Here is a 16,770-nt window from a genome sequence, read left to right as displayed (position 1 = left end):
CGTTGAGTCCGCTAATAAAAAACCCGCCTCGGCGGGTTTTTTTACATCTGCGTTTTATCAGTTAATCAGCGGCAGCCGACGATACAGCTCAATCATGTCGCCCGCCAGGTCCTGAATGACCATCGCATTCATCAGGTGATCCTGAGAGTGGACGGTAATCAGGTTAACCGGAAGTTTCCCGGTGCCTTCATCAAGTCCAATGAGCTGCGTCTGTATAGTGTGGGCATGCTTCACGTATTCGCGCGACTCTTCCATCGCCTTTTCGGCTTCGGTAAAGTCACCTTTACGCGCCAGCTGTAACGCGGTGAGGGCAGCGCTGCGCGCCGCACCCGCGTTGACCAGCAGTTCCATGATCGTTGTTTCTAAATCTTCCACGGGTCACTCCAGAAGTTTAAGCGCTTTTTCCAGTACGGCATCGCCTTTCATCATGCCGTAATCCATCATGTCGATCACCGCGACCTTTTTACCCAGCGGGTCGGCCTGTGCCTGCAGTTTCGCCTGCTCGTATTTAACCTGTGGCCCCAGCAATACGATGTCGGCCGTCGCGATGTTGTCTTTAAACTCCGCAACCGGAACGGCTTTAATGGTGACTTCAACCCCTTTTTTCTGTGCGGCGTCTTTCATACGTTGAACCAGCATGCTGGTTGACATTCCCGCGGCACAGCATAAAACGATGTTCTTCATAATCAGCCTCGATCTACATGTGTTTACTGATAATTATCCCGTGCAGAACGCTTCAACAACCGCTTTACCGCGATTGTGTGTCAGGCATCACAAAGAAACCGATGATTTTCTGAAACCGGTTACAATTTTGTATTGGTGTGTGCCCGGCCCGTCGAAACGGGCAGGGTGAAAGAGGGGGAATTAGCTGATAGACGTGCGAATAATGCGGTTTTTTCCCTGCTGCTTCGCGCTGTAGAGGGCGTTATCAACGCTTCCTACAAACTGCTCCAGCGGTTCGAAATGCCACTCTCCAAGACCGCCGCTGAACGTCACCCGCAGGTTCTCTTCACGCCAGACGCGTTTTTCAACGGCGGTACGCCACGCTTCCAGCAATGAAAGCGCGGAGGGTATCTGCTCAGCCAGGAAGACCACCGCGAACTCTTCTCCACCGTAGCGGTAAACCGAGACGTGATGTGGCTGCATTATCTGGATCCCTTCGCGGGCGACGTTGCGCAGGACGATATCACCGGTCAGGTGGCCCAGCGTATCGTTAATCGATTTGAAGTTATCAATATCCACCAGCGCCATCGCGAAAGGCTGCTGGGTATTCATCAGCTCTGCAACGTCGCTATCGAACGCGCGACGGTTTTTACAGCCCGTCAGCGCATCGTGCGTTGCCTGGCGCACATACGCCATCTCGCGCTCTTTATTGGACTGAATGGTGTGGCTCAGCATCGCTTCCAGACGCGGAGCTTCGCTGACTTCGCCGGTTTTGATGGCGTTGATAATGTGCATCAGCACGCTACGCGAGGCGTGGCGGAGGTATAGGCCGAAGAGGATGATGATGATGGCCGCCAGCGCGAACCCCCAGCCAACGATCGTCGTTTCGTGGCGGGTAATATCGGTGAGCGTCTCACCCGATACCCGGTAAATAACAAACCAGTCCGGGTTGGTAAACGAGTAGTAGTAATACCAGGCGTTGCTTTTGTTGTCGTAAAAATGGCCTTCACCGCTGGTCATTTTGTCCATCAGCGCTTCGCTCACGTACTGTTTGAAGAGCGCGCCTGTATCAGGGTGCAGCACGACGGCGCCATCGCGTTCGACGACAAAGAATTCCCCCTGAACGGGCGCCACCATCTGACGCAGGGTGTAGCCCATTGACGTCAAATCAAGATGAAACGCGATCGTTCCCTTCAGTCTGCCTTCAGGAGAAATCAAAGGCTTATAAAGCGTGACCGTTGGATGACCGGTAAAGTAGTCCATGTAGGGACGGGTATAGTGGCTGAAGATGCTGGCTTCCGCCTGGGCGACAAACCATGGCCGCGTCCGCGGATCGAAGGTTTTACTTTTCTCAGTAGGGAGCACTTCCGGTGCGCGGAGATAATGCCCCTGCGTGTCGGCCAGCGAGATGGAGGATACGGTCGGCATCAGGTTCTGCAGATGCATCATCATCTGTAGCCCCTGGGTCGGGTTGACGTTGAGCGTCTCGTTTAACCTGTCGTTGCGCGCAAAATACATGGCAGAGCGGCCAAGGATATAGTCGTTTTCACGTAGGATAGATTCGGTGTAGTTCACCGCCAGGTTATGCGTGAAATTGCTATTAATTTTATGATAATCCTCAAGAAAATCCTTTCTCTGTGAAAGCGTCACGGCGATCGCGATCACCGCAAAACTGCAGAGGATCCCCGCGAAGCTGAGCATGATTGGCCGGGTAAAAGAGAGCTTTTTGCTGTGAAGTGCCATGGGCTGTGCATCGTTCCTGATGGTGAATACTTTTCGTCTGCCGATATCCTCTCAGCATAGTCGCTGTCCTGCGGTTAACGGTGAATTATACGGAACACGATTTTTGATGGGATGATTTATCTTAAGAATCACTAAGAAAATACTTATCAAACGAGCGGGCGCTTTTTGTGCAATAAAATAAATCAGAGGCAGGGCGAAACGAGGAAGAAGCTTTTCGCCCTGGTCAGCATCCGTTGCTAACGCGGTGACAATAAAAAACCGGATGAGTGCTGGCAATCATCCGGTGGTGACTTTCCGTAGTCCCTCGACAATTTTTAACCGCGTTGCGGTGCGTTGCAACGTTATTGCGAGGCTCTTCCCAGCCAGCTGTCCCAGTCTTTCCAGACGGGCTGAAGGCCCTGTGCCGTCAGGGCCGCGGCGACCGCTTCCGGACGCCGTCCGTCATGCGGGACAAACTGCTCCAGCTCCGGACGATCGTCGGCATAGCCGCCAGGCTGCGTTTTGGAAAAGGCGCTGACGTTGTTAATCGCAAGCGGGATCACGCGATCGCGAAACGCCGGGGACTCACGCGTTGAGAGGGATAATTCAACCTCCGGCGCCAGCAGGCGAAACGCGCAGATGGTCTGTACCAGCTGGCGTTCATCCATCAGCGAGGCCGGTTCAATCCCTCCCGCGCAAGGCCGCAGGCGGGGGAAAGAGATGGAATAACGGCTCTGCCAGTAGTGCTGCTGAAGCCACAGCAAATGTTCCGCCACCATGTAACAATCCACCCGCCAGCTGTCGGAGAGACCGATCAGCGCGCCCAGACCGATTTTGTCGATCCCCGCGCGACCCAGCCTGTCCGGCGTTTCCAGCCGGAAAAAGAAGTCTTGTTTCTTGCCCTTCAGGTGGTGTCGGGCGTACGTCGCCTCGTGATAGGTTTCCTGATAGACCATCACCCCGTCCAGCCCGAGCGTTTTTAGCTCCGCGTACTCGTCCTGTGACAGGGGCTGCACTTCCATCTGCAAAGACGCAAACTGACGACGAATGGCGGGAAGATGCTGACGGAAATAGTCCATTCCCACCTTTCCCTGATGTTCGCCCGTAACCAGCAGAAGATGCTCAAAGCCCATCTCACGTATGGCCGCACACTCGTGGGCAATCTCATCCTCATCGAGCGTTTTTCGCCTGATGCGGTTGCTCATAGAGAAACCGCAGTAGGTGCAGTCATTGGCGCACAGGTTTGAGAGATAGAGCGGCACGTAGAAGCTCACCGTGTTGCCAAAGCGCTGACGGGTAAGCCTCTGGGCTCGCTGGGCCATCGGTTCGAGGTACGCGCTGGCCGCCGGGGAGAGCAGGGCCATCAGATCCTCGCGGGTCAGATGACGGGCATGCAGCGCGCGCTCCACGTCGGCAGCCGTCTTGCTGTTGATCCGCAGGGCAATGTCGTCCCAGTTTAGCTCCCGCCAGCGCTCGGTAAACGTGCTCATGAGATCGCCTCCAGAAAGCCGGTCAGCGGGCTGGTGGCCTGCGCCTGAAAACTGCGCGAACCCGGGCCAGACTCCCTTGCCAGCAGGCCGGCCTCTACGGCCATGCGGAACGCACGCGCCATCATGACCGGATCGTCGGCAACCGCAATAGCCGTGTTCACCAGCACCGCGTCGGCACCCATCTCCAGCGCCTGCGCGGCATGGCTTGGCACGCCAATACCCGCATCCACCACCACCGGTACGTTGGCCTGTTCGATGATGATCTCCAGCATCGCCCGGGTTTCCAGCCCCTGGTTGGAGCCGATGGGGGCTCCCAGCGGCATGACGGCGGCGCAGCCGACCTCTTCCAGCCGTTTACACAGGACCGGGTCGGCGCCGCAGTAAGGCAGGACCGTAAACCCTTGCTGCACCAGCTTTTCAGCGGCCTTCAGTGTTTCGATGGGGTCAGGCAGCAGCCAGCGGGCATCCGGATGTATTTCCAGCTTCAGCCAGCGCGTGCCGAGCGCCTCCCGGGCCAGCTGTGCGGCGAAAATCGCCTCTTCGGCGGTTTTCGCGCCGGAGGTATTGGGCAGCAGCGTGACGCCCGCTTCCAGTAAGGGAGCCAGAATAGCGTCGCTGTGGTGGCGCAGATCCACGCGCTTGAGCGCCAGCGTCACCAGCTGGCTGCCGCTTTCACGAATGGCATCCACCATCAGCTGCGGCGAGGCGAATTTTCCGGTTCCGGTAAACAAGTGCGAGTCAAAAACTTTATCGGCAATACGTAACATCTCAGCCCCCTGCGATAACCTGAAACAGCAGGATCTGGTCGCCTTCGTTGACCTGCTGATGTTCCCACTGCTCGCGCGGCAGGATCTGTTGATTGAGCGCCAGCGCCGTTCCCGGCTTGAGTTGGCGCAGCTTGTCGAGCAGTACGGCAACGGTGAGCCCGTCGTCGCATCTCATCGGCTCATCGTTAAACAGAATGCGCATCGCGGCCTCCACATACCGGACAACGGCTGGCGCGGCGTAACGCCAGATGGCGCCAGCCGCTGGAGCGGGCATCAAACAGCCGCAGCGTATTGCGTTCCGCCTCCATGCCGCTGAGCAGCTTGATGGCCTCCAGCGCCTGCATCGTGCCCATCACGCCGACCACCGGACCAAGAATGCCCGCCGTGCGGCAGTTGCGCGCCGGCTCGGCATTATCCGACCACAGGCAGCGATAGCAGCCCTGCGCCCACGGTGGCGTCAGGACCATCATCTGCCCGCCGAACCCTACCGCGCTGGCGGTGATAAGCGGCGTGTTAGTTGCCACGCAGGCGGCGTTAATCGCCTGGCGCGTCGCCATGTTGTCGGTACAGTCCAGCACCACGTCGGCAAGCGCGACTTCACGGTGCAGGCTCTCGCCGCAAAGACGTTCCTGTCGCGCAACCAACTCGATGTCCGGATTAAGCTGGTGTAGCCGCTGCCGGGTGATGTGCGCTTTAGGCTGGTTGATATCGCCGGTGGTAAAGAGGATTTGTCGCTGCAGGTTGCTGAGATGAACGTCGTCATCGTCGGCCAGCACCAGCGTGCCGATACCGGCACCTGCCAGATAGAGCGCCGCGGGCGCGCCTAATCCGCCCAGGCCGACAATCAGCACCCGGCTGGCAAGCAGCTTTTGCTGCCCGTCGATGGCGATATCCTCCAGCAGGATCTGACGGCTGTAGCGCATAAAATCACGATCGTTCATCGCCAGCTCCTGCCAGCTGTAACAGCTGTTGGGTGGCAGACTGCCAGTCTGCGGCCTGGGTGATGGCGCTGACGACGGCGATGCTGCCGACGCCCGTCTCCAGCACGGACGGAGCCCGTTCCAGGCTAATCCCACCGATAGCAACGGTGGGATAATCGGCAAGGCGTTTGACGTGACTCGCCAGCTGCGTCAGTCCCTGCGGTGCGGAGGGCATCTGCTTGGTCTGCGTCGGGAAAACGTGGCCCAGCGCGATGTAAGAGGGGCGGGCCGCCAGCGCCACGTCGATCTCCATGTCATCGTGTGTTGATACCCCCAGCCGTAATCCGGCTTCGCGGATAACACTCAGATCCGTTGTTTCTAAGTCCTCCTGGCCCAGATGCACGCCGTAGGCCTGGTGCTTAACGGCCAGTCGCCAGTAGTCGTTGATAAATAGACGGGCGTTATATAGACGCCCCAGCGCAATGGCGGCGATAACATCAGCCTCCACTTCGTCATCGCGTTTATCCTTGATGCGCAGCTGGATCGTGCGAACGCCTGCCTCCAGCAGACGTTCGATCCACGCTACGCTGTCCACCACCGGATAGAGTCCTAAACGGTAGGGAACGGGTGGGAAATCGGGCTGGTACATTACGCCTCCTCTTTTTTGAGGTAGATTTCGCCACCTTTGGCGCGGAAGGTTTCAGACATGTCCGCCATGCCCACTTCAATGGTTTGCGCGGCGGCGTAGTCGCGCACCTCCTGGCTGATTTTCATCGAGCAGAATTTCGGTCCGCACATGGAGCAGAAGTGTGCGACTTTGCCCGATTCCTGCGGCAGGGTCTCATCGTGATAGGCGCGGGCGGTGAACGGGTCCAGCGCCAGGTTGAACTGGTCTTCCCAGCGGAATTCAAAACGCGCCTTCGACATGGCGTTATCGCGGATTTGCGCGCCCGGATGGCCTTTGGCCAGATCGGCGGCATGGGCGGCAATTTTGTAGGTAATCAGCCCCTGCTTTACATCCTCTTTGTTTGGCAGGCCGAGGTGCTCTTTCGGCGTCACGTAGCAGAGCATGGCGCAGCCGAACCAGCCGATCATCGCCGCACCAATCCCGGACGTGAAGTGGTCATAGCCTGGCGCAATATCGGTGGTCAGCGGCCCCAGGGTATAGAACGGCGCTTCGTGGCAGTGCTCCAGCTCTTCCGTCATGTTGCGGCGGATCATCTGCATCGGCACGTGTCCCGGGCCTTCAATCATCACCTGCACGTCATACTCCCAGGCGATTTTGGTCAGTTCACCCAGCGTGTGCAGCTCGGCAAACTGCGCCTCATCGTTGGCATCGCGAATGGAGCCCGGACGCAGGCCGTCGCCCAGCGACAGAGAGACATCGTACGCGGCACAGATTTCGCAAATCTCGCGGAAGTGTTCGTAGAGGAAGTTTTCCTGGTGATGCGAGAGGCACCACTTCGCCATGATGGAGCCGCCGCGCGAGACAATACCGGTCAGGCGTTTCGCCGTCATCGGCACGTAGCGCAGCAGTACGCCCGCGTGAATGGTGAAGTAATCTACCCCCTGTTCAGCCTGCTCCAGCAGCGTGTCGCGGAAGGCTTCCCAGGTGAGGTCTTCAGCAATGCCGCTCACTTTCTCCAGCGCCTGATAAATCGGGACGGTGCCGATTGGGACCGGGCTGTTACGCAGGATCCACTCGCGGGTTTCGTGAATATAGCGGCCTGTGGAGAGGTCCATCACCGTGTCCGCGCCCCAGCGCGTTGACCAGACCAGCTTTTCCACCTCTTCTTCGATGGAGGAGGTAACGGCCGAGTTGCCGATGTTAGCGTTGACCTTCACCAGGAAGTTGCGGCCGATAATCATCGGCTCGGATTCCGGGTGGTTGATGTTGGCGGGGATAATCGCGCGGCCGGCGGCCACTTCATCACGCACAAACTCCGGCGTGATGTTCTCCGGCAGGCGAGCGCCAAAGCCCTCGCCCGGATGCTGGTGGCGCAGTATTTCGCTGCGGATGCGCTCACGGCCCATGTTTTCACGGATGGCGATGAACTCCATCTCCGGCGTGACGATCCCCTGACGCGCATAGTGCAGCTGGGTCACGCGTTTGCCCGCTCTGGCGCGTTTCGGCGTCAGCAGCCCGGCGAAGCGCAGCTCGTCCAGACCGTCGTCGGCCAGGCGTTCTTGGGTATATGCAGAGCTACGCACGCTCAGTTCTTCGCAGTCGTTACGTGCATCAATCCACGGCTGGCGCAGCTTTGCCAGACCCTGCTGGACGTTGATAGTCACAGAGGGATCGCCGTACGGGCCGGAGGTGTCATACACCGGTACGGCTTCGTTGTCTTCATACTGCGGGTTATCTTTGCTGCCGCCGATAAGCGTCGGGCTAAGCTGGATTTCACGCATCGGGACGCGGATATCGGCCTGCGAGCCGGAAATGTAGATGCGTTTAGAGTTCGGGAAAGCGGTGCCTTCCAGGGTATCAATGAAGCGTTGGGCCTGTGCGCGCTGTTCGCGGCGGGTCAGTTTTGCAGTAGACATAGCTCATTCCAAAAGTGAAGGACATGGCTTGTCAGACGACGGATGAAGCAAGAGAGGATCGCCCGGGGGCGATACAACAGCAGTGTGACTCTTGTTCCCTTCGCAGGTATTAGCCTGATCAGGTTCCGCGGATCCCGAATTAACGGTCTCAGCCCGTGCTTTCACACTGGGCACTCCGACAAGAAAAATCCCCCTCGTGAGAGGGGCGAATGGTTGTAAATTACTCGTTAACGATTAAGAACTCAAGCAGGGCGCACGATGTTATCTTCGTGGCTGACATCCAGGCCGTTATCCAGGGCCAGGGCGATCAGCTTATCTTCCAGCGTGAATCGCTCTTCCAGCGCTTCACCAAGGTCGGAAAGCGCCCGCTGGAACTCAAGATAGTTGTCGTGATCGATGGCGTTCTCAAGCGTGGAATCGTAGTAATCCATGATCTGCTGGGTGTTGGCTTCCAGCAGCGGATAGAGTTTGCTGGCCGCTAAATACGGCGTTGTCCCTTCCATTTCGCGGATAATGCGTTCATAAATATTGAAATGGCCGTCGGACAGATAGTCGACCAGGCCCTGACAAAAATCATCCAGCGATTTTTCATTCAGTCGCATAAACGATTCTTTGCCAGGCTTAATACCGACCAGATTGTAATAAGCCACGAGTAGATGCTTGCGCACGTGTAGCCAGCGATCCACCAGTTTGTTACTTCCTCTAACGCGCTCAGTCAGGCTCTCTAGCTGGTTTAACATGGTCGACTCCGCAAGGTTTAGGATTGAATCTGCTTATCCAAAATGTAACCACAATGCTAACAACATGTCAGTGAAGCGAAGGTAGTGCAATAGATATGGATCGTATTATTGAAAAATCAGATCTGGGTTGGTGGATCGTCAGTCACGAACAAAAATTATGGCTTCCTGGCGGAGAGATCCCTTATGGCGCAGCAGAGGCGTTCGATCTTGTGGGACTCCCTGCGCTGAAGATCGGCGAATGGCAGGGGGATGCGGTGTGGTTGATCCAACAGCCTCGCCGCCAGGATATGGGATCGGTGCGCCAGGTGCTGGATCTGGACGTGGGTCTGTTCCAGCTGGCGGGGCGCGGCGTGCAGCTGGCGGAGTTTTACCGCTCGCATAAATACTGCGGCTACTGCGGTCATACCATGCACCGGAGCAAAACCGAGTGGGCGATGCTCTGCAGCCACTGCCGCGAACGCTACTATCCCCAGATTGCGCCGTGCATTATCGTCGCTATCCGCCGGGAGGATTCCATCCTGCTGGCGCAGCACACCCGTCATCGCAACGGCATTCACACCGTGCTGGCCGGCTTCGTCGAGGTGGGCGAAACGCTGGAACAGGCGGTGGCGCGCGAAGTGATGGAGGAGAGCGGGATTAAGGTCAAAAACCTGCGCTACGTCACCTCTCAGCCGTGGCCGTTCCCGCAGTCGTTGATGACAGCCTTTATGGCCGATTACGACAGCGGTGAAATTGTTATCGACCAGAAAGAACTGCTGGAAGCGAACTGGTATCGCTATGATGATTTACCGCTGTTGCCTCCGCCGGGCACCGTAGCGCGTCGGCTGATAGAAGATACCGTGGCGATGTGTCGGGCCGAGTATGAGTAGTGTTACACTGAGGCCATGACGCTTAAGGAACTGCAAAAATGACCGAACTGAAGAACGATCGTTATCTGCGTGCGCTGCTGCGCCAGCCCGTTGATGTCACCCCGGTGTGGATGATGCGCCAGGCGGGACGCTATCTGCCAGAGTACAAAGCCACGCGCGCGCAGGCGGGTGATTTTATGTCGCTGTGCAAAAACGCCGAGCTGGCCTGCGAAGTCACGCTGCAGCCGCTGCGCCGCTTCCCGCTGGATGCTGCCATTCTCTTTTCGGACATTTTGACCATTCCGGATGCCATGGGCCTTGGGCTCTATTTCGAAACCGGCGAAGGCCCGCGCTTCACCTCCCCAATCAAAAGCAAAGCCGACGTGGATAAGCTGCCAATCCCCGATCCGGAAGGTGAACTGGGCTACGTGATGAACGCCGTGCGCACCATTCGCCGCGAACTGAAAGGCGACGTGCCGCTGATTGGGTTCTCCGGCAGCCCGTGGACGCTGGCGACCTATATGGTTGAAGGCGGCAGCAGCAAAGCCTTCACCATGATTAAAAAGATGATGTACGCCGAGCCGCTGGCCCTGCATGCGCTTCTCGACAAGCTGGCGAAGAGCGTCACGCTCTACCTCAACGCGCAGATTAAAGCGGGTGCACAGTCGGTCATGATTTTTGATACCTGGGGTGGTGTGCTGACCGGGCGCGATTATCAGCAGTTCTCCCTGTACTACATGCACAAAATTGTCGACGGCCTGCTGCGCGAGAACGAAGGTCGCCGCGTGCCGGTAACGCTGTTCACCAAAGGTGGCGGTCAGTGGCTGGAAGCCATGGCGGCAACCGGCTGCGACGCGCTGGGTCTCGACTGGACTACCGATATCGCCGATGCCCGCCGCCGCGTGGGTGACAAAGTGGCGCTGCAGGGAAACATGGATCCCTCCATGCTCTATGCTCAGCCTGCCCGCATTGAAGAAGAAGTGTCGACTATACTGTCTGGTTTCGGCCAGGGTGAAGGCCACGTCTTTAACCTCGGCCACGGCATTCATCAGGATGTGCCGCCAGAACACGCTGGCGTCTTTGTGGAGGCGGTGCATCGGCTTTCTGCCCAGTATCACAAGTAAGGAGTGGTTATGGATCTCGCGTCGCTACGCGCTCAGCAAATCGAACTGGCTTCATCGGTGATCCGCGAGGATCGTCTGGATAAGGATCCTCCGCAGTACATTGGCGGAGCAGACGTCGGATTCGAGCAGGGTGGTGAAGTAACGCGAGCGGCGATGGTGGTCCTGAAATACCCTTCGCTTGAGCTGGTGGAATACAAGGTGGCGCGTATCGCCACCACCATGCCCTATATCCCCGGTTTTCTCTCCTTCCGCGAATACCCCGCGCTGCTGGCAGCGTGGGAGCAGCTCTCGCAAAAACCTGACCTGCTGTTTGTCGATGGACACGGTATCTCACACCCGCGCCGTTTAGGCGTTGCCAGCCACTTTGGGCTGCTGGTGGATATGCCGACCATTGGCGTCGCCAAGAAACGCCTGTGTGGCGCGTTTGACCCCCTTTCCGCCGAGCCGGGCGCGCTGGCACCGCTCATCCATAAAGGCGAGCAGCTGGCGTGGGTCTGGCGCAGCAAAGCCCGCTGTAACCCGCTCTTTATCGCTACCGGGCATCGGGTAAGCATGGACAGCGCCCTGGCATGGGTGCAGCGTTGTATGAGGGGCTACCGCTTGCCGGAGCCGACGCGCTGGGCAGACGCCGTGGCCTCATCGCGTCCGGCTTTTGTTCGTTGGCAGGAAATTCAGCGATGATTCAGGTAAACTGCGCCTAATTTTCGATTCGAGAGATCATCATGCTACAAAACCCGATTCACCTGCGCCTTGAAAAGCTGGAAAGCTGGCAGCACGTCACCTTTATGGCTTGCCTGTGCGAGCGCATGTATCCCAACTATGCCGCGTTCTGCAAGCAAACGGGCTTTGGCGATGGGCATCTTTATCGCCGAATTCTGGACCTGATCTGGGAAACGCTGACGGTGAAAGACGCGAAGGTGAATTTCGACTCTCAGCTGGAAAAGCTGGAAGAGGCGATTCCGGCTGCGGATGATTTTGACCTTTATGGCGTCTACCCGGCGATTGATGCCTGCGTAGCGTTAAGCGAGCTGCTTCACTCACGTCTGAGCGGCGAAACGCTGGAGCATGCTATCGAAGTCAGTAAGGCATCTATCACTACCGTGGCGATGCTGGAAATGACCCAGGAAGGACGCGAAATGACCGACGAAGAGCTTCGTGCAAACCCGGCCGTTGAGCAAGAATGGGATATTCAGTGGGAAATTTTCCGCCTGCTGGCAGAGTGTGAAGAACGCGATATTGAGCTGATAAAAGGGCTGCGCGCGGACTTACGTGAGGCCGGTGAGAGTAATATTGGTATAATTTTTAACCAATGAGACAATAAATCTTGAGATAACGCCCGTTTTGTCGCTCCTCGACTCTTCCCTTTCGACCCTTGTCTGGTCTACATTTGGGGGGCGAAAAAAAGTGGCTATCGGTGCGTGTATGCAGGAGAGTGCTTTTTTGGCATTTTCGTCGCACTCGATGCTTAGCAAGCGATAAACACATTGAAAGGATAACTTATGAACAAGACTCAACTGATTGATGTAATTGCGGACAAGGCTGATCTGTCTAAAGTGCAGGCTAAAGCTGCTCTGGAATCTACCCTGGCTGCTATTACTGAGTCTCTGAAAGAAGGTGATGCTGTGCAACTGGTTGGTTTCGGTACCTTCAAAGTGAACCACCGCGCTGAGCGCACTGGCCGCAACCCGCAGACCGGTAAAGAAATCAAAATCGCCGCAGCTAACGTGCCGGCATTTGTTTCTGGTAAAGCACTGAAAGACGCTGTTAAGTAAGACGCGTGGCAGTGAACAGTTTTAGCGAAGGGGCGGCAACGCCCCTTTTGTCTTTCTGGCGTGGAACGCTCGCGCTGGCAGGCATGCTGTTGCTGTCAGCCTGTAGCCACGATACCTCTCTGCCGCCGTTTACCGCCAGCGGTTACGCGGACAACCAGGGCGCGGTCAGGATCTGGCGCAAAGATTCCGGCGATGAAGTTCATCTGCTTTCTGCTTTTAGCCCGTGGCATAACGGAAATACGTCGACCGCGGAATATCGCTGGCAGGGCGATGACCTGACGCTGATTGAACTCAACGTCTATAGCAAGCCCCCCGAACACGTGAAAGTGCGTTTTGACGACCATGGCGAGCTGAGCTTTATGCAGCGTGAAGTCAGCGGTCAAAAACAGCAGCTTTCCAGCGATCAAATCGCCCTCTACCGCTATCGTGCTGAACAAATCCGCCAGACCAGCGATGCGCTGCGTCAGGGACGCGTCGTGCTGCGCCAGGGGCGCTGGCATGCCGATGGGACGGTGACGACCTGCGAAGGGCAGACTGCCAAGCCTGAGCTCGAATCCTGGGCGACTGAACATATTCAACGTCGTCAGCGTCATTCATCAATGGAAGTGAGTGTGGCGTGGCTTGAGGCGCCGGAAGGCTCTCAGCTGCTGCTGGTGGCGAACGAAGACTTCTGTACCTGGCAGCCGACAGAAAAAAATTTTTAATGGGATTGCGATCGGTCCCCTCTCCCCGTCGGGGAGAGGGTTAGGGTGAGGGGTAAAGACGGCTCCCTTACTCGCCCTGCTCACGCGCAATCGCGCGATAGCCGATATCCTGACGGCTAAAGCTACCGTTCCAGTGGATATCCGCCATCAGCGTGTAGGCGCGTTTCTGCGCTTCTGCAACGGTATGGCCCAGCGCGGTTGCACACAGCACGCGTCCGCCGTTGGTCAGTACGCGGTCATCATCAGCCAGTTTCGTTCCGGCGTGGAATACCTTCGCGCCTTCAATCTCTTCCAGCGGTAAGCCGTGGATCTCATCACCGGTGTTGTAGTTGCCAGGGTAACCACCCGCAGCAATCACCACGCCCAGAGACGCGCGCTCATCCCATTCCGACGTTTTCTCATCCAGCTTGCCTTCGCAGGCCGCCAGACACAGATCGACCAGATCGGATTTCATGCGCAGCATGATTGGCTGGGTTTCCGGATCGCCAAAGCGGCAGTTAAATTCGATAACCTTCGGGTTACCCTGCTTGTCGATCATCAGACCTGCGTAAAGGAAACCGGTATAGGTGTTGCCTTCTGCCGCCATGCCTTTCACGGTTGGCCAGATAATGCGATCCATCGTGCGCTGGTGGACTTCGTCAGTCACGACCGAAGCAGGGGAGTAAGCGCCCATCCCGCCGGTATTCGGGCCTGAATCACCATTGCCCACGCGCTTATGGTCCTGGCTGGTGGCCATCGGCAGAACGTGCTCGCCGTCGACCATCACGATAAAGCTCGCCTCTTCACCGTCGAGGAACTCTTCGATCACGATGCGGTGGCCTGCATCGCCAAAGGCGTTGCCCGCCAGCATATCCTGAACCGCGGCTTCGGCTTCTTCGAGCGTCATCGCCACGATCACGCCTTTGCCGGCGGCCAGACCGTCGGCCTTGATGACTATCGGCGCGCCTTTTTCACGTAAGTAGGCCAGAGCAGGCTCCACTTCGGTGAAGTTCTGATATTCCGCCGTCGGGATGTGATGACGTGCGAGGAAATCCTTGGTGAAAGCTTTGGAGCCTTCCAGCTGCGCAGCACCTTCCGTAGGGCCGAAGATTTTCAGGCCAGCAGCGCGGAACGCGTCCACCACGCCAATCACCAGCGGCGCTTCCGGGCCCACAATCGTCAGATCGATTTTCTCGTTCTGGGCAAAGCTCAGCAGCGCCGGAATGTCGGTCACGCCGATAGCCACATTCTGCAGCGCGGGTTCCAGTGCGGTACCGGCGTTGCCCGGCGCCACGAAGACCGTTTTCACCAGCGGAGACTGAGCCGCTTTCCACGCCAGTGCGTGCTCGCGTCCGCCGTTACCAATGACTAATACTTTCATTTTCTGCTCCGGGAATTAATGGCGGAAGTGACGCATGTCGGTGAAGATCATCGCAATGCCGTGTTCGTCGGCGGCGGCAATCACTTCGTCGTCGCGGATTGAGCCACCAGGCTGGATCACGCAGGTAATGCCGACAGCAGCCGCCGCGTCGATACCGTCACGGAACGGGAAGAAGGCGTCAGAAGCCATGGCGGAGCCTTTCACTTCCAGGCCTTCATCGCCTGCTTTAATACCCGCGATTTTCGCAGAATAGACGCGGCTCATCTGGCCTGCGCCTATCCCAATGGTCATGTTCTCTTTCGCATAGACGATGGCGTTGGATTTAACGAACTTTGCGACCTTCCAGCAGAACAGCGCGTCGCGCAGTTCCTGCTCGCTCGGCTGACGCTTGGTCACCACGCGCAGGTCGGCTTCTGTCACCATACCCAGATCGCGGTCCTGTACCAGCAGGCCGCCGTTCACGCGTTTGAAGTCCAGGCCCGGAACGCGTTCCGCCCACTGGCCGCAAACCAGGACGCGCACGTTCTGTTTCGCCGCGGTGATTTTCAGCGCTTCTTCAGAAGCTGATGGCGCGATGATCACTTCGACAAACTGGCGGGAGATGATGGCCTGTGCGGTTTCGGCATCCAGCTCGCGGTTGAAGGCGATAATGCCGCCGAATGCGGAGGTCGGGTCGGTTTTGTAGGCGCGATCGTAGGCATCCAGAATGGAGGTGCTCACGGCAACGCCGCATGGGTTCGCGTGCTTGACGATAACGCAGGCAGGTTCGCTGAACTCTTTCACGCATTCCAGCGCCGCATCGGTGTCGGCAATGTTGTTATAGGAGAGCGCTTTGCCCTGAACCTGCTGGGCGGTCGCAACAGAGGCTTCTTTTACCTCTTCTTCTATATAGAAGGCAGCCTGCTGGTGGCTGTTCTCACCGTAACGCATATCCTGCTTCTTAATGAAGTTCAGGTTCAGGGTGCGCGGGAAGCGGCCGGAAGGATCTTTGCTTTCACCGTGGTAAGCCGGTACCAGGCTACCGAAGTAGTTGGCGATCATGCTGTCGTACGCGGCGGTGTGTTCGAAGGCTTTGATGGCGAGATCGAAACGTGTTTCCAGGGTCAGTGACCCTTCGTTGGCATCCATCTCATTAATAATGGTTTCGTAATCGCTGCTCTTTACGACGATGGCGACATCTTTATGGTTCTTGGCCGCGGAGCGCACCATGGTCGGGCCGCCGATATCAATATTCTCTACGGCATCTTCCAGAGAGCAGCCTTCGCGGGCAACGGTCTGGGCGAACGGGTAGAGGTTAACGACAACCATGTCGATTGGCGCGATGTCATGCTGTTCCATAATGCCATCGTCCTGACCGCGACGGCCAAGAATACCGCCGTGGACTTTTGGATGCAGGGTTTTGACGCGTCCATCCATCATTTCCGGGAAACCGGTGTAATCGGACACTTCGGTTACCGGCAGACCTTTATCTGCTAACAGGCGAGCGGTGCCACCTGTAGAAAGCAGCTCCACACCGCGTGCAGAAAGTGCCTGAGCGAATTCGACGATACCGGCTTTATCAGAAACACTGAGCAGAGCGCGGCGGACTGGACGACGTTGTTGCATGGTAAATCCCCTGGATTTCACGATTACAGAGAGCGTTAGATGAATTTTCCTGCGAAAAACTCATCTAACACACCTGACGAGGCATCCTTGTGAAGCGCGAGCATTTTAACGAAAACGTTTGCGCAACGCTCGCACATTTTCACTTTTTCGTATCATTGTGGATAAGTCTGTGTGTAAAAAGGTATAAGGCGGGGTTTTGCTGTGGAATGCAGCAGTCAGTCATTTTTCTGTCATTTAGCGGTTGCGGCCTGCGGAGAACTCCCTATAATGCGCCTCCATCGACACGGCGGATGTGAATCACTTCACAAACAACCCGGTCGGTTGAAGAGAAAAAATCCTGAAATAACGGGTTGACTCTGAAAGAGGAAAGCGTAATATACGCCACCTCGCAACGGTGAGCTGAAAGCCGCGTTGCAACTGCTCTTTAACAATTTATCAGACAATCTGTGTGGGCACTCAAAGTGACATGGATTCTTAATGTCTTCGGACAATAAATGAATACCAAGTCTCT

General features: G+C 57.0%; 18 protein-coding genes and 1 riboswitch. Of the genes, 6 read left to right on the top strand and 12 right to left on the bottom strand.

From position 1 onward, the window contains the following. Positions 1-57: 57 nt before the first annotated feature. The 10 genes from M2433_RS14995 to rsd all read right to left on the bottom strand — a co-directional run bounded on the left by M2433_RS14995 (position 58) and on the right by rsd (position 8,846). Positions 58-375 (bottom strand): PTS lactose/cellobiose transporter subunit IIA, encoded by a 318-nt coding sequence (locus M2433_RS14995; RefSeq protein WP_429055644.1) that lies wholly within the window; start codon positions 373-375, stop codon positions 58-60. Between the two features lie 3 nt (positions 376-378). Next, the gene (locus M2433_RS14990; protein WP_014882067.1) at positions 379-684 is read right to left on the bottom strand and encodes a PTS sugar transporter subunit IIB; all 306 of its coding nucleotides are present in this window, start codon (positions 682-684) and stop codon (positions 379-381) included. Between the two features lie 180 nt (positions 685-864). Continuing rightward, positions 865-2,406 carry a sensor domain-containing diguanylate cyclase gene (locus M2433_RS14985; RefSeq protein ID WP_429055648.1) on the bottom strand — a complete coding sequence of 514 codons (1,542 nt, stop codon included), beginning with the start codon at positions 2,404-2,406 and terminating at the stop codon, positions 865-867. A gap of 341 nt (positions 2,407-2,747) precedes the next feature. Further along, positions 2,748-3,875, bottom strand: coding sequence for a 2-iminoacetate synthase ThiH (thiH, locus tag M2433_RS14980; protein ID WP_429055651.1), 1,128 nt, complete (start codon positions 3,873-3,875; stop codon positions 2,748-2,750). Next, positions 3,872-4,642: a thiazole synthase gene (gene thiG / locus M2433_RS14975; RefSeq protein WP_429055653.1), complete on the bottom strand. Its 771-nt coding sequence runs from the start codon at positions 4,640-4,642 to the stop codon at positions 3,872-3,874. Before thiG ends, thiH begins: the two co-directional genes overlap by 4 nt. 1 nt (position 4,643) lies before the next feature. Beyond that, on the bottom strand, positions 4,644-4,844 hold the full coding sequence (thiS, locus tag M2433_RS14970) for a sulfur carrier protein ThiS (protein ID WP_059312260.1): 201 nt from the start codon (positions 4,842-4,844) through the stop codon (positions 4,644-4,646). Further along, positions 4,828-5,583, bottom strand: coding sequence for a HesA/MoeB/ThiF family protein (locus M2433_RS14965; protein ID WP_429055656.1), 756 nt, complete (start codon positions 5,581-5,583; stop codon positions 4,828-4,830). The genes thiS and M2433_RS14965 overlap by 17 nt, the downstream gene beginning before the upstream one ends. Next, positions 5,570-6,211, bottom strand: coding sequence for a thiamine phosphate synthase (gene thiE / locus M2433_RS14960; protein ID WP_429055659.1), 642 nt, complete (start codon positions 6,209-6,211; stop codon positions 5,570-5,572). The genes M2433_RS14965 and thiE overlap by 14 nt, the downstream gene beginning before the upstream one ends. After that, complete coding sequence (gene thiC, locus M2433_RS14955) at positions 6,211-8,106, bottom strand: phosphomethylpyrimidine synthase ThiC (protein ID WP_429055660.1); 1,896 nt, start codon at positions 8,104-8,106, stop codon at positions 6,211-6,213. Before thiC ends, thiE begins: the two co-directional genes overlap by 1 nt. A 78-nt stretch (positions 8,107-8,184) precedes the next feature. Continuing rightward, positions 8,185-8,294, bottom strand: a riboswitch (TPP riboswitch). 54 nt (positions 8,295-8,348) lie between these two features. Continuing rightward, positions 8,349-8,846 (bottom strand): sigma D regulator, encoded by a 498-nt coding sequence (gene rsd / locus M2433_RS14950; RefSeq protein ID WP_264440524.1) that lies wholly within the window; start codon positions 8,844-8,846, stop codon positions 8,349-8,351. A 95-nt stretch (positions 8,847-8,941) separates the two neighbouring features. Here rsd and nudC point away from each other — a divergent pair, with 95 nt between their 5' ends. The 6 genes from nudC (at position 8,942) to M2433_RS14920 (ending at position 13,294) form a co-directional block, all read left to right on the top strand. After that, positions 8,942-9,715, top strand: a complete 774-nt coding sequence (gene nudC / locus M2433_RS14945) for an NAD(+) diphosphatase (protein WP_047345351.1) — start codon at positions 8,942-8,944, stop codon at positions 9,713-9,715. 38 nt (positions 9,716-9,753) lie between these two features. Further along, positions 9,754-10,818 (top strand): uroporphyrinogen decarboxylase, encoded by a 1,065-nt coding sequence (hemE, locus tag M2433_RS14940; protein ID WP_325828585.1) that lies wholly within the window; start codon positions 9,754-9,756, stop codon positions 10,816-10,818. A 9-nt stretch (positions 10,819-10,827) separates the two neighbouring features. After that, a complete protein-coding gene (gene nfi, locus M2433_RS14935) occupies positions 10,828-11,499 on the top strand; it encodes a deoxyribonuclease V (protein WP_429055663.1) in 672 nt (223 codons plus the stop codon). A gap of 41 nt (positions 11,500-11,540) precedes the next feature. Continuing rightward, on the top strand, positions 11,541-12,131 hold the full coding sequence (locus M2433_RS14930) for a YjaG family protein (RefSeq protein ID WP_429055664.1): 591 nt from the start codon (positions 11,541-11,543) through the stop codon (positions 12,129-12,131). A 186-nt stretch (positions 12,132-12,317) separates the two neighbouring features. Then, complete coding sequence (gene hupA, locus M2433_RS14925) at positions 12,318-12,590, top strand: nucleoid-associated protein HU-alpha (RefSeq protein WP_002445246.1); 273 nt, start codon at positions 12,318-12,320, stop codon at positions 12,588-12,590. Positions 12,591-12,601: 11 nt separating this feature from the next. Next, on the top strand, positions 12,602-13,294 hold the full coding sequence (locus M2433_RS14920; protein WP_429055684.1) for a DUF1481 domain-containing protein: 693 nt from the start codon (positions 12,602-12,604) through the stop codon (positions 13,292-13,294). Between the two features lie 67 nt (positions 13,295-13,361). Here the strand turns inward: M2433_RS14920 and purD are convergent, their stop codons facing one another. Next, positions 13,362-14,654 (bottom strand): phosphoribosylamine--glycine ligase, encoded by a 1,293-nt coding sequence (purD, locus tag M2433_RS14915; RefSeq protein ID WP_429055667.1) that lies wholly within the window; start codon positions 14,652-14,654, stop codon positions 13,362-13,364. 15 nt (positions 14,655-14,669) lie between these two features. After that, on the bottom strand, positions 14,670-16,259 hold the full coding sequence (gene purH / locus M2433_RS14910) for a bifunctional phosphoribosylaminoimidazolecarboxamide formyltransferase/IMP cyclohydrolase (RefSeq protein WP_429055669.1): 1,590 nt from the start codon (positions 16,257-16,259) through the stop codon (positions 14,670-14,672). Positions 16,260-16,770: the final 511 nt, after the last annotated feature.

Origin of the sequence: Enterobacter sp. AC1 (assembly GCF_050434705.1) — a bacterium.
Lineage (GTDB): Bacteria > Pseudomonadota > Gammaproteobacteria > Enterobacterales > Enterobacteriaceae > Enterobacter > Enterobacter cloacae_L.
The sequence above is the reverse complement of the archived record's forward strand: the minus strand, read 5'-3'. Positions and strand labels throughout refer to the sequence as shown.